15 protein-coding genes and 1 pseudogene are annotated in these 14,662 nt (G+C 45.3%); 14 read left to right on the plus strand and 2 right to left on the minus strand.

Annotation, left to right across the window (positions count from 1 at the left end; translation table 11 throughout):
* The first annotated feature begins 56 nt into the window (after positions 1-56).
* From AC4PHM_RS09100 to AC4PHM_RS09115, 4 genes are all read left to right on the plus strand, one after another.
* Positions 57-527, plus strand: coding sequence for a ParA family protein (locus AC4PHM_RS09100; protein ID WP_492020491.1), 471 nt, complete (start codon positions 57-59; stop codon positions 525-527).
* Positions 484-1,419 carry a ParB/RepB/Spo0J family partition protein gene (locus tag AC4PHM_RS09105; protein WP_492017502.1) on the plus strand — a complete coding sequence of 312 codons (936 nt, stop codon included), beginning with the start codon at positions 484-486 and terminating at the stop codon, positions 1,417-1,419. Before AC4PHM_RS09100 ends, AC4PHM_RS09105 begins: the two co-directional genes overlap by 44 nt.
* A 62-nt stretch (positions 1,420-1,481) precedes the next feature.
* Positions 1,482-2,366: a DUF6017 domain-containing protein gene (locus AC4PHM_RS09110; protein ID WP_492017503.1), complete on the plus strand. Its 885-nt coding sequence runs from the start codon at positions 1,482-1,484 to the stop codon at positions 2,364-2,366.
* Between the two features lie 118 nt (positions 2,367-2,484).
* Positions 2,485-3,024 (plus strand): hypothetical protein, encoded by a 540-nt coding sequence (locus AC4PHM_RS09115; protein WP_492017504.1) that lies wholly within the window; start codon positions 2,485-2,487, stop codon positions 3,022-3,024.
* A 246-nt stretch (positions 3,025-3,270) separates the two neighbouring features.
* Here the strand turns inward: AC4PHM_RS09115 and AC4PHM_RS09120 are convergent, their stop codons facing one another.
* Positions 3,271-4,299: a virulence RhuM family protein gene (locus AC4PHM_RS09120; RefSeq protein WP_492017505.1), complete on the minus strand. Its 1,029-nt coding sequence runs from the start codon at positions 4,297-4,299 to the stop codon at positions 3,271-3,273.
* Positions 4,300-4,712: 413 nt separating this feature from the next.
* On the opposite strand from AC4PHM_RS09120, the gene AC4PHM_RS09125 reads away from it, so the two are divergent.
* The 10 genes and pseudogenes from AC4PHM_RS09125 (at position 4,713) to AC4PHM_RS09170 (ending at position 14,201) form a co-directional block, all read left to right on the plus strand.
* A complete protein-coding gene (locus AC4PHM_RS09125; protein ID WP_492017506.1) occupies positions 4,713-5,345 on the plus strand; it encodes a YfjL-like protein in 633 nt (210 codons plus the stop codon).
* Positions 5,346-5,362: 17 nt separating this feature from the next.
* Positions 5,363-6,307: a hypothetical protein gene (locus AC4PHM_RS09130; RefSeq protein WP_492017507.1), complete on the plus strand. Its 945-nt coding sequence runs from the start codon at positions 5,363-5,365 to the stop codon at positions 6,305-6,307.
* Positions 6,308-6,663: 356 nt separating this feature from the next.
* Positions 6,664-7,434, plus strand: a complete 771-nt coding sequence (locus AC4PHM_RS09135) for a type IV toxin-antitoxin system AbiEi family antitoxin domain-containing protein (RefSeq protein ID WP_492017508.1) — start codon at positions 6,664-6,666, stop codon at positions 7,432-7,434.
* Positions 7,427-8,374 carry a nucleotidyl transferase AbiEii/AbiGii toxin family protein gene (locus AC4PHM_RS09140; protein WP_492017509.1) on the plus strand — a complete coding sequence of 316 codons (948 nt, stop codon included), beginning with the start codon at positions 7,427-7,429 and terminating at the stop codon, positions 8,372-8,374. Before AC4PHM_RS09135 ends, AC4PHM_RS09140 begins: the two co-directional genes overlap by 8 nt.
* 85 nt (positions 8,375-8,459) lie before the next feature.
* Positions 8,460-8,864 (plus strand): DUF3846 domain-containing protein, encoded by a 405-nt coding sequence (locus tag AC4PHM_RS09145; RefSeq protein WP_492017510.1) that lies wholly within the window; start codon positions 8,460-8,462, stop codon positions 8,862-8,864.
* Positions 8,865-9,014: 150 nt separating this feature from the next.
* Positions 9,015-10,685, plus strand: a complete 1,671-nt coding sequence (locus AC4PHM_RS09150; protein WP_492017511.1) for an IS1634 family transposase — start codon at positions 9,015-9,017, stop codon at positions 10,683-10,685.
* Positions 10,686-10,806: 121 nt separating this feature from the next.
* Positions 10,807-11,286: a PcfB family protein gene (locus AC4PHM_RS09155; RefSeq protein WP_492017512.1), complete on the plus strand. Its 480-nt coding sequence runs from the start codon at positions 10,807-10,809 to the stop codon at positions 11,284-11,286.
* Between the two features lie 164 nt (positions 11,287-11,450).
* A pseudogene (locus AC4PHM_RS09160) lies at positions 11,451-13,058 on the plus strand (VirD4-like conjugal transfer protein, CD1115 family); the annotation flags it as partial.
* A 43-nt stretch (positions 13,059-13,101) separates the two neighbouring features.
* Positions 13,102-13,317, plus strand: a complete 216-nt coding sequence (locus tag AC4PHM_RS09165) for a Maff2 family mobile element protein (RefSeq protein WP_084234496.1) — start codon at positions 13,102-13,104, stop codon at positions 13,315-13,317.
* 14 nt (positions 13,318-13,331) lie between these two features.
* The gene (locus tag AC4PHM_RS09170; RefSeq protein WP_492017513.1) at positions 13,332-14,201 is read left to right on the plus strand and encodes a VirB6/TrbL-like conjugal transfer protein, CD1112 family; all 870 of its coding nucleotides are present in this window, start codon (positions 13,332-13,334) and stop codon (positions 14,199-14,201) included.
* Positions 14,202-14,321: 120 nt separating this feature from the next.
* On the opposite strand, the gene AC4PHM_RS09175 is transcribed toward AC4PHM_RS09170, so the two are convergent.
* The gene (locus AC4PHM_RS09175; RefSeq protein ID WP_492017514.1) at positions 14,322-14,633 is read right to left on the minus strand and encodes a hypothetical protein; all 312 of its coding nucleotides are present in this window, start codon (positions 14,631-14,633) and stop codon (positions 14,322-14,324) included.
* Positions 14,634-14,662: the final 29 nt, after the last annotated feature.

A 14,662-nucleotide genomic window follows, 5' to 3' on the forward strand; every position in this document is an offset into this window, starting at 1 on the left:
ATTATAGGATACTTTTTTTAATGGTCTACGACAACTATTGTGACGCATAGGGGTACATTGACAGCGTCAAAGCTGATTATGATTTCATCCTGATTGACTGCACGCCATCCCTTGGTATGTTGACGATCAATACCCTGGCAGCAGCAGACAGCGTTCTCATTCCTGTACAGGCTCAGTATCTGTCCGCTAAAGGCTTGGAACAACTCCTCCAGACCATCGGCAAAGTCAAAAAACAGATTAATCCCAAGCTGAAGATTGATGGCATACTGCTGACCATGGTGGACAACAGGACGAACGATGCCAAAGAAATCAGTGCATTGATCCGGGAGACCTATGGAGCAAAGCTCAAAGTATTTGAAACCTCAATCCCCCACTCTGTTCGTGCAGTAGAGACTGCATCCTACGGGAAAAGTATCTTTGCCCATGACCCCAAGGGGAAAGTCGCTGACGCCTATAAGAATCTGACAAAGGAGGTGCTGAAGCTTGAAACCCAGCGGCAGAAATCTAAATCTGACCTCCTACGATGATCTCTTTCAAACGGATGAATCACGTCTGGCAGCACATCAGGAAAAGATTGTTGATATTCCTCTTTCAGAGCTTCATCCCTTCAAGAATCACCCTTTTAAGATCAAAGATGATGACGCCATGCTGGAAACTGCGGAAAGCATAAAACAACATGGTATTTTAGTTCCTGCCATTGTACGCCCTCGCGAAGAAGGCGGTTATGAGCTGATTTCCGGTCACCGGCGAAAGCGGGCCAGTGAGCTTGCAGGTAAGGAAACCCTGCCGGTAATCGTCCGAAATCTGGATGACGATGCTGCAACCATCATCATGGTTGACAGCAATATTCAAAGGGAAAATATCCTGCCAAGTGAGCGTGCTTTTGCCTATAAACTCAAGCTGGAAGCCCTTAAACATCAGGGACAACGTAATGATTTAACTTCGTCCCAAGTTGGGACGAAGTTAGCTGGGAAAAGAGCTGATCAAATACTCGCTGAACATGCTGGCGATAGTAGAAACCAAATCCAACGCTTCATCCGCCTCACCGAACTCATCCCAGACCTTCTGGATATGGTCGACGCGAAGAAGATCGCCTTCAATCCCGCTGTAGAGCTTTCCTACCTCAAGCCCCAAGAGCAGATCCAGCTGATCGAAGCCATGGACATGGAGCAGGCCACCCCATCGCTGTCGCAGGCCCAGCGCCTGAAGAAATTCAGTCAGGAAGGCAAGCTGACCTTTGACGTTATGACCGCCATCATGTCTGAAGAGAAAAAGGGTGATCTGGACAAGGTTACGCTTTCCGGCGACAAGCTTAAGAAATACTTCCCCAAATCCTATACCCCCCAGCAAATGGAAGCAACCATCATCAAGCTCCTGGAAAGCTGGGCGCATAAGCGTCATCAGTCACAGGAACGCTAATCCCCCGGAGTGCTTCACAGGAAGCGCTTTTTTTATTCCACCACTTGAAAGGAGTGCTGCCGATGGCTGTCTTTCGCGTCGAAAAAACCAAAGATTACACGGTTATGGCGAATCACCACCTGAAAAACAAAGGCCTGTCTCTAAAGTCCAAAGGTCTTCTGTCCCAGATGCTGTCACTCCCGGAAAACTGGGATTACACTCTCAAGGGACTTTCCATGATCAACAAAGAGAGCATTGATGCGATCCGGGAAGCTGTACGGGAACTGGAACGGGCTGGTTATATCATCCGGACCAGAGAACGCAATGCGCTTGGTCACCTCAAGGGGACGGACTACACAATCTTTGAAAAGCCTCAATGGACATCACTGGTTTCAGAGAATGATATGCCAAAATCGGACTTAACCACACTGGAAAAGCCTGCATTGGATAATCCCATCTTGGAAAAACCTACGCGGGAGAATCCAACGCAATTAAATACTAAGAAAACAAATATAGATCCATTAAGGACTTATGGATTAAGTAATGATCTATCTATCCCTGAAGTCTATTGGGAAGTTTTCGGGGTGATGGATGAGAATAATTTTGATATTCATTCAATAAAACAGGCCATCAAAAGGCGTATAGACTATGTATTTCTCGTTGAGCGCTACCCTAAGGTCCGACTGGATGAAATCGTTGACCTGATGGCAGAGACCTTTTGCTCTACGCGAGAGCTCCTCTCTGTTGCGGGTGATGAATACCCGGCTTCACTGGTTAAGGAACGACTTCTGCGAATCGACAGCACTCATATTGAATATATCTTTGAGTGCCTTGACAGTAGCTCTACTGCCATACGTAACATCAAGAAATATCTCCTGACGGCTTTGTTTAATGCACCGTCGACTATCGGCAGCTACTACAGAGCCTTGGCACATCATGATATATGCAAAACCGGTTCCCGCTTTTAAAATAGGGGGGCTTTTTTTATCAAGGCGGGGGACTGGACATGAAGAATCACGAATCACCAGGGAATCACCAGGGACGGTTCCTTTTGATTTGCGGAGGAATCACCAGGGACGGTTCCCTTTGATTCATGCCATCCATCAGTGGCAGGAACGAAGGGAGATCATTAAGTTTTTTGAAAGCCGTTACAATGAAGACTTTTCCGTAGTTCGAACTAATTATGGTTATAAGCGCAAAGAGTTTGAATTTACGCTGATCTCCAATACGCATTCTGAATTGGAATTCAGATCGACTTTGAATGAAACCACTCGTGTCAACAAATACGCGGAACGGCGGAGCAAGGATTTTCTTTATGCGACCATCGGCAAAGCACTGGGCTCTGATTATGATCCTCTCGTCTACCATGTGAATGTCTATGAGGATCTCTTTTCGCCAGGTCTGCTTGAGCCTGATCTTAACAAACGGTTGAGTCAAAACGAGTATACGATTGATTTTTCCTGGGACGCAGCCGCTATTGATGAGGAGAATGTGGACCAGATTCTTGAAGAAATCGCGCAAAAAATTGCCCACAGGCTGACAGCGCCTGTGGGAAGTATGAAACTCAGAGTGAGTATTTATGATGGGACGAATTATTATTTTTCAGAGGTGGTTTTGAACGAGTAGGACTCAAGTGATGGCTTTGTTGGGAAATCCGGGGCTTTAACCGCAGTGCCGAAACGCAGCACTGCCTAGGTTTATCCTATTCAGGACTCGAGGATGATCCAAAATCCGTACCCGGTACACTCAGTGAAATTGATGAAGTTGTTTTAGATAAGAGTTCTCCATTCTCCGTTGCAAGGCTTGTAAAAATGAAATCGCGAAGACCTATTGGTTCCTTAGCGGATACAACTTTTTTCACTCAAATATTTTCTATTCGTCTTTGCCAAACTCAAAGGCAGAAAATCTATCAAAATCACTTTCATAGAGCCTATCCTGAACAATACGATATTTTTCAAATTCTGTTTCTGCATGTAGTTTTGCTTCTTCAGTGCTGATTTTACCAGCTCCAACCAACAACTCATTACCATTAAACTCTAAAAAACCATCCACACGCTTCGCCCAATCCTCCATACTCATTGGGATTCTTCGCTCTACCTGTAATTCTGCATAATCAAGGTATAGTGTAACAATTCTCTCCAAGTAGGATATTTCCTTATCATTCAGATAATTCTTTGCGATTGCAACATCTGCTTTAACAATTTTTCCTTCCGGTGCAGACCCCCAAGTCGTCAGGCCCATGTGTTCTTTTTCAGCGTTTGCTTGTTCTACAATCAGTTCGGCTGCAGTATGCCTGTGAACCGCCCAATGCATTTTGTTTTGTACTGTTTGGAAAAACTGCCTTGTAGTCTTTGAATTCTTATCATAGTCAAAAGACGTCGCATAAAGATCAGTAATTTTTTGATAAAATTTGCGTTCAGAGAGTCGGATTTCTCGTATGTTTTGTAGTTGACGCTCAAAATACTCATCTGTAAACATATGACCTTTTTTCAACCGATCATTATCCATAGTCCATCCTTGAATTGTATAATCCTTGACAATTTGACCTGCCCATTTCCGGAAGCGAACCGCGCGGTCGTTGTTTATTTTAAAACCTACGGCAATAATTGCCTGCAGATTATAGTGTTTTGTATTATACTGTTTTCCATCTGCAGCAGTTATTAAGTATTTCTTAATAACTGAATTCTCATCAAGCTCTAAGTCATTGAAAATTGTTTTCAAATGCTGATTAATCGCCGGCACTGAAACGTCATATAATGCTGACATCATCTTTTGTGTCAGCCAAATATTCTCTTCTTCATAACGCATTTCCAAGCTTTCATTGCTATCTCCAACCGCTGCAATATAGGTTAAATATTCTGCAGCTGATGAATGTATCGTTACTTCATTCTTTTTTATCATTGACTTATCCTCTCTTCTTTTTTGATTATTTTACGAAACCTTTGATTAATTATTGAAATTTCCATCCCATTGATTTTCTTTTAGTATATCTCATCCACTATTAAAGAACAAGCGTTCGAGTCTTGTTGTATGATCTCTTAATATACAAAAGCCACCGAATGTCATCTAAACACTCAGCGGCTTCTAATCATTGATTTTACTTATTTCTAACGTCTTTCCAGCTTCACGACGCACTCAAGGGTGGTACTGGACATGAAATGATCACTTGTCAAAATCAGCGATGCATGGGGGGTAGTGATCTGGCAGAAAACGCTATGAATGCTACAAAATAATGCCGCAAGGCTTTCAAAGCTGGGTATAATCTCATCTGTATAGTCTTACTGTTTCGTACAATTCCAGGCAAGGAGGCCGCCATGAAAAAACGAGGTAAAACCATAGTTCTGGGGATTCTGGGGCTACTTGCTCTTGCGCTTCTTTCATTTGTGATCAATTTTTATATCGCGCTTTCAGGCAATCCCATCCATCAGTGGCAGGAACGAAGGGAGATCATTAAGTTTTTTGAAAGCCGGCACGATCAAGACTTTTCGGTAGTTCGTTCTGATTATGACTATAAGCGCCGCGAGTTTGAATTTACGCTGATCTCCAAGGCGAATCCTGATTTGGAATTCAGAACGACGTTGAATGAAACCAATCGTGTTGACAAATACGCGGAACGGCGGAGCGAGGATTTTCTTTATGCGACCATCGGCAAAGCACTGGGCTCTGATTATGATCATCTCGCCTACCATGTGAATGTCTATGAGGATCTCTTTTCGACTGGTCTGCTTGAGCCTGATCTTAACAAACGGTTGAGTCAGAACGACTACACGATTGATTTCTCCTGGGACGCTACAGCCATTGATGAGGGTCAAGTGGATCAGATTCTTGAAGAAATTGCGCAAAAAATTGCCCACAAGCTGACAACACCTGTGGGAAGTATGAAAATCAGAGTGAGTGTTTATGATGGGACGGATTATTATTTTTCAGAGGTGGTTCTGAATAAATAAAGTTGAGGAGCGATTTTATGGGGATTTTCGGGAAGAAGAAAAGTATAGTACCTGAGTGGGCGTCCTTTTTCAGTGACAAAGAATATGATGCTTTTGTGAAAGCCATTGATTTGTATTTCAGGGAGAAGCTGAAGCTGTCCTATGAACTGCGGGAGGGTGCCATTCTCGTCCCGGAAAACGAATATGGATTTCAGAAACTCGGGCTCGGCAATCTGGCTCAAATCTGCAGACAGAATAACGTTAATGAGTATCCTGTTATTGTGAATGCCCACTTTGACAGCACGGTTGAGTCACAACGCTTCCAAAATGAATTCAGCAAAATTGAAAAGGATTATGATCAGATTGAGCCATATCTCGCCGTGCGACTGTATGACGCCGAGTATCTCTCCGCCATTGGCACTGACGGGGTTGTTGGCAAACCGTTTTCCGGCGAGCTTCATGCAGTGCTGGTCTTTGGCTTTCCACATTCGGTCATCAACGTTCAGCCGGAACAGATTCTCCACTGGGGAAAGACCAAGGAAGCACTGATGGAAACCGGGCTTTCAAATGTACGTAAGAACTATGAGATTCACGTGGAAGCCGTTGAGCTTGGGCCTGAAAAGGACCGAATTTATCTTTGCGAATCCAATCATTTCTTTGCAGGCAATATCCTATTCGATCTTGACTCGAGGGATGGCTTTGTTGGAAAGTATGGGGCTTTAACCGCAGTGCCGAACCGCAGTACAGCCCTGGTTTATCCAATTGAGGATTCGAGGATGATCCAGGTTTTAAATCAGCTCTTTGGCGTCGTGCTGGGTATTTACAACGACCACCCTGGTTCGCTGTCCCGTGAGATTTACTGGTATCGTAACCAGCAGTTTATGCCGCTTCCCTACAGCATAGAGAACAGAAAGGTTCAGTTTTATCCTCCGGATGCATTTATTGAGTTGCTGAATACACTTGCTGGCACTGACAATAGTTGATGCACGCTGATTTTTAACAGCAATGTTTTTGATGACTGCCTTCTTTTCAGGGGGCAGTTTAATTGGCGAAACGTCCTTGTTGTCCGCGGTTCCCGAATTCATGAAGCCGTGAAAAACGACATTGCCATTGCTGAGTGCTATCGCATCCCGTCAACCACATTAAGTGGTATTCTGACTGTTAAAAACCACGGTCAGAAAAGCCCTACCAGATAACAGAAAAATCCATTCCTGATTTTGCGCATAACATTGGGAAAAAGGAATGTTACGTGCATATTTAAAAATAGACGTTTCTGAAATTGCACAAAACATTGGAAAAAAGGAATGTTTTGTGCAATAATAGAAACGGAGGTGCTGTGATGAAATATCTAGACAAGCTAATTGAGTTAGGTTGTTTTTCGCGACAAGATGTTGTTGAACTAATTGGAACCGAAAAAGCAGCACACTCAATACTAAATGATTATGTCAAAAAAGGATATATTGATCGTATTCGAAGAGATCTATATACAGCAATAAGCCTTGAAACGAAGCAACCTGTCGCAAATCGATTTTTGATAGCAACTCATATTGCTGAGGATGCTTATATTTCGCATCACAGTGCATTTGAATACTATGGTTATGCTAATCAAGTTTTTCATGAGTTATTTGTATCGACAACGAGCAGGTTCACTGACTTTTCTTATGATGGCATTACATTTACCAGGGTTTCTCCGAAAATTGATTCTGGAGTAATTACAACCAATACAGGCATTAGAATCACAGATCTTGAAAGGACTGTCATCGATAGTATCTATTCTTTTGAGAAAATTGGTGGTTTGGAAGAACTACTTCGTTGTCTGTTGCTGGTTCCTGCGCTACGAGCTGACAAGCTGATAACCTATCTTGATGAATATGGGCAGGCGAATTTGCATCAAAAATCCGGCTTCTTACTCACGGAATTTTCAGAACAGTTAGGTATTGCAAGCTCATTTTTTGATTACTGCAGAAGCAAAATCCCCAAATCAAAAAGTTATCTGTATTCCGAAAAAGATGCCCTTTCAAAGCACTTTGTCTTACATGAGGACTGGATGATTTTTGCCCCTGAGAATATTAGATCAATCCTCAGTAAGGGGGTTGATCTCAATGCCTGAGTGGAACAAGTTATTGTTGGGGAAACAAGCTAAAGAACTTGGTTTTGTCCGAGATACATATGAGAAAGTTTGCAGATTGACTGAAATACTGAAGTTTTTCGAAAATGACGCTTTGCTTGGAAACTCTTTGGCTCTAAAGGGCGGAACGGCCATAAACCTAACAATTTTCAATTTGCCAAGGTTGTCTGTCGATATTGATCTGGATTTCTCAGAAAATGTCACTCGAGATGAAATGATGACGACAAGATCAATCATCAATGACCGAATCGAAAAATTTATGAAAGCCAACGGCTATTTGTTGAGCCCCAAATCGAAGCAATATCATGCGCTTGATTCTTTTGTTTATGAATACTCAAATTCAGGAGGCATGAAGGATAATATTAAGGTTGAAATCAACTATATGCTTCGCTGTCATGTTCTTAAAATTGAGCAAAGACATTTTGAATCATCTTGGGAACCGACCGGAGTTTCTGTTCTTAGAGTGGCCCCTATCGAAATATTTGCAAGCAAAATCGTTGCTTTGATCAATCGAACGGCACCCCGAGACCTTTATGATATTTATAACCTGGTGAAACTTGGGTTGATTGATGAATCAGAGGAGCCCCTGCTCAGGAAGTGTGTTGTTTTTTACAGCGCGATAGGCGCGGAATCTCCGCCTTTTGAGTTCCAATTTAACACGATCGATCAAGTTACTCAGAATCGTATCAAGACAGACCTTTATCCTGTTTTACGGAACAAGGACAAATTTGATCTTAAGACTGCCCAGTTGCAAGTCAAAACCTGGCTTGAATCGCTTCTAAAGCTAGAGGACAACGAACAGGAATTCCTAAATGCCTTTAGGAATAAAATATATCAGCCGGAGCTGCTTTTTGAATCAACCGAAATAGTAGAACGTATTCGAAACCACCCTATGGCACTCTGGAAGTGCTCACAAAAATAAATACTGACTCAGGAATTCAAATATTGAAGCATCTTCATTCGGAAGGTGCTTTTTTAATGCAAATCAGTATAAGGAGATGAACTCAATGGACGTATTGATTGTTGAACCCGAAAAAGCGCCGCGCATGGCTAACATTACTGGCGATCTGAACTCCCTGCAGCAAGTGGTCGGTGGCTATATCGAAGCTGTCTATCCCTACGATGATCCGGTTGCCATTGTCTGCAATGAAGAAGGCAAACTCATTGGTCTTCCCCTTAACCGGAAGCTTGAGGACTATTACATCATCGCTGGAACCTTTGTGGTGTGTGGTCTCAGTGAGGATGATTTTGATTCCCTGACACCAGAACTGGCAGATAAGTATCGGGAGAAATTTGCCGATCCGGAGATCTTCATGAAGATGGGCAGCCATATTGTCGCCATTCCCATCAAGCTCAAGGATGAGCTACATGTGGCCAAGCCGAAGCAGAAATCCACCGAGCCTGAGCTCTAAATATTAAAACTCTTTTCGAGTTTACTTATTTCGCATAGTCCGCCTAACTAATATTACCAAATAAAAAGTTTATAATTTCCAAATTATTCAAAAAGGAATTTTGTGATTTGTGTCGAAATATAGCTATATCAAATATTTCGAGGTGAATCCATGAGTCTTTCATTTGAACAAATTATTCCTTACTACAGCGGCAAAGCCGGTTTAATTATTGGGATTTGTGAGCAGATCGGATTAGGCAAGATTTTCGATGAACACTTGACCTCGCATAACGGAAGGCCTACTGACATTCAATACGGACACCTCGCTCAGATGATGCTGGTGACGATGGCTGATGAGCATCACCCACTGTATCGGATTCGCGACTACTTTGAAAGAATTGATCTGGATTCCCTTTTTAATTGCTCTATAGATCGCAACAAACTCAACGATGACCGATTCGGCGGATTCTTGGACCTGATGCAGCAAGCAGGCGGTGCAAATCTCCTCTCAGCCATTGCAGTTCAAGCATTTAAACATTATGGCATACGGCTGGGCAGCGTCAACTTTGATACCACGTCTAAGGTGATGTGGGGCCAGTATGAAACTGAAGAAGGAACAGTTGGAGCGGTTGACATTACCTTCGGTTATTCAAAACAACATCGTCCTGACAAAAAACAAATCATGTATGGAATGGGCGTCACTCAAGGGATTTGCATTGATGGCCAGGTTTTTTCAGGCAATCTCAGCGACAAAACCTACAACGTAGACAACCTTGAACGTGCTGCACATTTGAGAGATCAGTTCGAAAGTGACGGGACACCATTTTTCTACATCGCGGACAGCGCAGCTTTTACGCGTGAATTCCTTGAAAAGGCCAAACGTCTTCAGATTGAGATCATCACACGTATGCCTGACAATGTCCTTGAGTGCAGGCGTGCGGTTGAAAAAGCGCTGGATCAGTTGGACACTTTGCCAGTTTACAAGTATGAAACCGCCACAGAGCCTTCCATCTACCGCATAATGTCGGAGTCATGCGTCTATCATGATGTTCCGATGAAGATGGCTGTGTGCTATTCCGAAAAGCTTGAGGCTTCAAAGCGTAAAACTGTCGAAAAGCGTATTACTAAAGAGCGCGAATCCTTGGAAACATTGGTGAAACGTTTAGGTAAACGAACTTTTGCCTGCCGGGAAGATGCACAGATTGAGATTGAGACGTTGATGAAGTCTGAGATCAGTAAAATCAAGTATCATGACATTGGTCTTGAAATCACGGAGGAAATCATCAAGCGTCCTGGGCGGCCCAGCAAGAATCCTGATGCAAATCCAACGCGAAGCATCTTCTCCGTCATTGTTTCGATTCGAGAGGATAAACAGAAGATCCAGCGGTGCATCAACAAGGAATGTATCTTTGTGGTGGTTTCTACAGACCAAAGCCTGTCAGGAGAAGCGATTCTTCGAGAATACAAGACGCAGGGCGGCGTCGAACGAAAGTTTCAATTCTTGAAGTCGCCACAGTTTGTCAATGCACTTTACGTGGACTCCCCAAGACGCGTTGAAGCCCTTGGGTACTTGATGCTGATCCTGATGCTTGTACTGAGTATTGCTGAACATGTTGTTCGAAGAGAAATGAAGAAAGAATCAGCAACCATTATGGGACCTGGAGATAAGAAGCTTACAAGGCCTTCCTTGATGGCTATTTTCCGTATCTTTTTTTCTGTTAAAACATCAGCGATACGAGTCAATGGAACCCTTCATCGTGGTTTCAACGAGCCGCTGCGCCCAAATGTCAAAGCCGTCATGAGGTATCTTGGAATACCAGAGGATATTTTTATCCGCGGTTAAAAATGGATAATATTAACTATAGAAAAACGTTAAACTATTCAGCGGACTATGCGTTATTTCATGTGCAAGATACGTATTTTTGTAAATCGAACTCACCTAACCATGAAAGGAGGAATTTTTCATGCAGGAAGAAGTCGAAAACAGGACCGTCGCCCTGGCCATCAGTACCACCCGAATGACCGGACGTGTTTTGAAGGCTGCCCTCATAAAGCTTTTGGCTGAAATGAAAAAGAGTCGGGACAGCCCGCCGAAGATTCCTCACGGCAAGCAAACAGTGAAGCAGCTCATCGGTCAGAATGCCGGGGTCTCCAACATTGAGATCACGGATAAGAACATCAAATCCTTCGAACAGGTCGCCAGAAAGTATGGCGTGGACTATGCCCTGAGGAAAGATACCACCGGTGAGAAGCCCAAATACCTGGTCTTTTTCAAAGCTCGAGACGCCGATGCCCTCACCGCCGCCTTCACGGAATACACCGCCAAGGTCCTTAAGAAGGACAAGCAGTCTTCCATCCTGGAGCAGCTTGCCAAGTTCAAGGCTCTGGTTCAGGCCAAGGTCACGGATCGGGTGAAAAACAAAGACAAGGAGTTGACGCGATGACAGGAAAAATCAAGCGACTGCTCCTTTTGAATATTCCCTGTGTTCTCATAGCGCTAGGAGCTACCAAGATTGGTGAAGCCTGGCGCTTTTCTTACGAAGTAGATCTTTCTCAGAAGATATTGCACCTGATGGATGGTTTTACTCTGGCATTTCAATCCCCTTGGCCAAGTCTCCGACTGGAAGATTTGATTCTCGGTGCTGCCATTGCTGTTGGCATCAAGCTCACCGTCTATGTGAAAGGCCGAAATGCCAAGAAGCACCGTAAAAACATTGAATACGGCTCAGCCCGCTGGGGCAGACCTGAGGACATCAAGCCCTTTATCGATCCCAACTTTCGCAACAACGTCATCCTCACGGAGACGGAGCGGCTGACTATGAACAACAGGCCCAAGGACCCACGACTGGCACGCAACAAAAATGTCCTGGTGGTGGGCGGTTCCGGATCTGGTAAGACGCGGTTCTGGCTTAAGCCGAACCTCATGCAGTGCCATTCCAGCTATGTGATCACCGATCCCAAGGGCAGCGTCGTGGTGGAATGCGGACAGCTTCTCCTGCGGGAAGGCTACAAGATCAAGATCCTCAACACCATCAACTTCAGTAAATCCATGCACTATAATCCCTTTGCCTACATCAAAAGCGAAAAGGATATCCTCAAGCTGGTGACGGCCCTCATTGCCAATACCAAGGGTGAAGGCAAAGCCGGGGATGATTTCTGGGTCAAGGCGGAAACCCTGCTCTATACCGCCCTCATGGGCTACATCCACTATGAAGCGCCGGAAAGCGAGCGGAACTTTACGACCCTCATCGAGCTCATCAATGCCTCAGAGGTCCGCGAGGACGACGAGGACTTCCAGAACCCGGTGGATCTCATGTTCGCCGCTCTGGAGGAACGAGACTCGGAGCATTTTGCAGTCCGGCAGTACAAGAAATACAAGCTGGCTGCCGGCAAGACCGCCAAATCCATCCTCATCAGCTGTGGGGCCCGTCTGGCGCCCTTTGATATCAAGGAGCTCAGTGACCTGACGGCCTACGACGAAATGGAACTGGATGCCCTGGGTGACCGGAAAACGGCGCTGTTCATTATCATCAGCGATACCGACGACACCTTCAACTTCCTGGTTTCCATGGCCTACACGCAGCTCTTCAATCTGCTGTGCGACAAGGCAGATGACGTCTATGGCGGACGTCTGCCTGTGCATGTGCGCTGTCTCATTGATGAGGCAGCGAATATCGGTCAAATTCCCAAGCTGGAGAAGCTCGTAGCCACCATCCGAAGCCGGGAGATCTCGGCCTGTCTGGTGCTGCAGGCTCAATCCCAGCTGAAGGCTCTCTACAAGGATCACTGCGACACCATCATCGGCAATATGGACAGCACGATCTTTCTGGGCGGAAAGGAGCGCACCACATTAAAGGAGCTTTCAGAAACTCTTGGGAAGGAGACCATCGACACCTTCAATACCGGGGAGAGCCGAGGCCGTGAGGTTTCCCACAGTCTAAACTACCAGAAACTCGGAAAGGAGCTGATGAGCATCGACGAACTGGCCGTTCTGGATGGCGGAAAATGCATTTTGCAGCTGCGCGGGGTACGGCCTTTTCTCTCAAGCAAGTACGACATCACCAAACACCCCAACTACAAGTACCTTTCCGATGCGGACCCGCGAAACGCCTTCAACATTGAGAAGTACCTGTCCACCCGTCTCAAGCCCAAGCTGGATGACATCTATGAGGTCTACCACATGGATCTGTCCACCGAACCCGAAGCCGCCGAATGAGCGGCTTTTTCATCTCAAAATTTAAAATAATGGAGGTCATTCAATGGAATTCTTTAACAGCGCAGTAGATGTACTTCAAACTCTCGTCGTCGCTCTCGGTGCGGGCCTTGCCATCTGGGGCGTCATCAACCTTCTCGAAGGCTACGGTAACGACAACCCCGGTGCCAAGTCCCAGGGCATGAAGCAGCTCATGGCAGGCGGCGGTGTCGCCCTCATCGGCATCGTGCTGGTGCCGCTGCTTTCCGGTCTGTTCGGTTAATCGGGTAGAAAGCGATGGATAGCATACTCGACAAAATCACCGAATGGCTGAAGACGATGCTTGTAGAAGGCATCATCACAAATTTGTCGGGGATGTTTGATAACGTCAACCAGCAGGTTGGCGAAATCGCAGGTGAAGTGGGACTGACGCCGGCGGCATGGAATGCCGGCGTCTTTTCCATGATTCGCAGCCTCTCCGAAAGTGTCATCATCCCCATCGCGGGTGTGATCCTTGCCTTTGTGATGACCTATGAGCTCATCCAAATGGTCATCGACCGGAATAATCTCCATGACATCGATACCTGGATCTTTTTCAAATGGATCTTTAAAACCTTTGTAGCTGTGCTGCTGGTCACCCATACCTTTGATATCGTCATGGGCATCTTCGACATGGGGCAGGCTGTGGTCAACAGCGCTTCCGGCGTCATCTCAGCGGACGCCTCGGTGGATCTGGCCACCACAGTAGCAGACCTTCAGACGCGGCTGACCGCCATGGAACTGGGGCCGCTCTTTGGCCTCTGGTTTCAAAGCCTGTTCATTGGCTTTACCATGCAAGCCCTGAGTATCTGTATATTCCTGGTCATCTATGGCCGTATGATCGAGATCTATCTGGTCACGTCTGTGGGGCCAATCCCCATGGCCACCATGGTCAACCGGGAATGGGGCGGTATGGGGCAGAACTATCTTCGTTCCCTCCTGGCCCTGGCCTTCCAGGCTTTTCTCATCATGGTCTGCGTCGGCATCTATGCTGTTCTGGTGCAGAACATTGCCACGGAAACCGACATCATCAAGGCAGTATGGACCACCCTGGGCTATACCGTTCTGCTCTGTTTCACCCTGTTCAAAACCGGAAGTCTTGCCAAATCCATCTTCAATGCCCATTAAGCGAAAAGACGAATGCTGATAATTCCAACTGAAAATACGCACATGAAAAAACGGCCAATGTACTTTGGCCGCAATGCTTGTGTAGTTTCGTTTGGACGCTTGGACAAAATCTTGTGGGATTTACTCATTGAGAACGTAGAAAAAACCTTCCCAGTCCCAAAAGGCATAGATGTACTTGTCCTCTGTATCGCCCTTTACAGAATAGAGACGAACTGTTGATCCATAGAACTTTGCCTTGCCTAAATACTTACCCTTATCAGCAATTGTAAAGTCAAGGCCATTGATCTGCCGATATTCTGTTTCTCCGATTGTGAGGACATCCCACTCTGCGCCAGTAATTTCACCGATGACCCGACGCTCTCGAGAAATATAAATAGCTGAAATTAAAACCAAGATCGCTAAACCAACTACAAAAGCAGTCTTTTTTCTCAACAGTACACCTCCCAACTATATTTTTAAAT

Source organism: Acidaminobacter sp. QWL-03 (assembly GCF_058683855.1).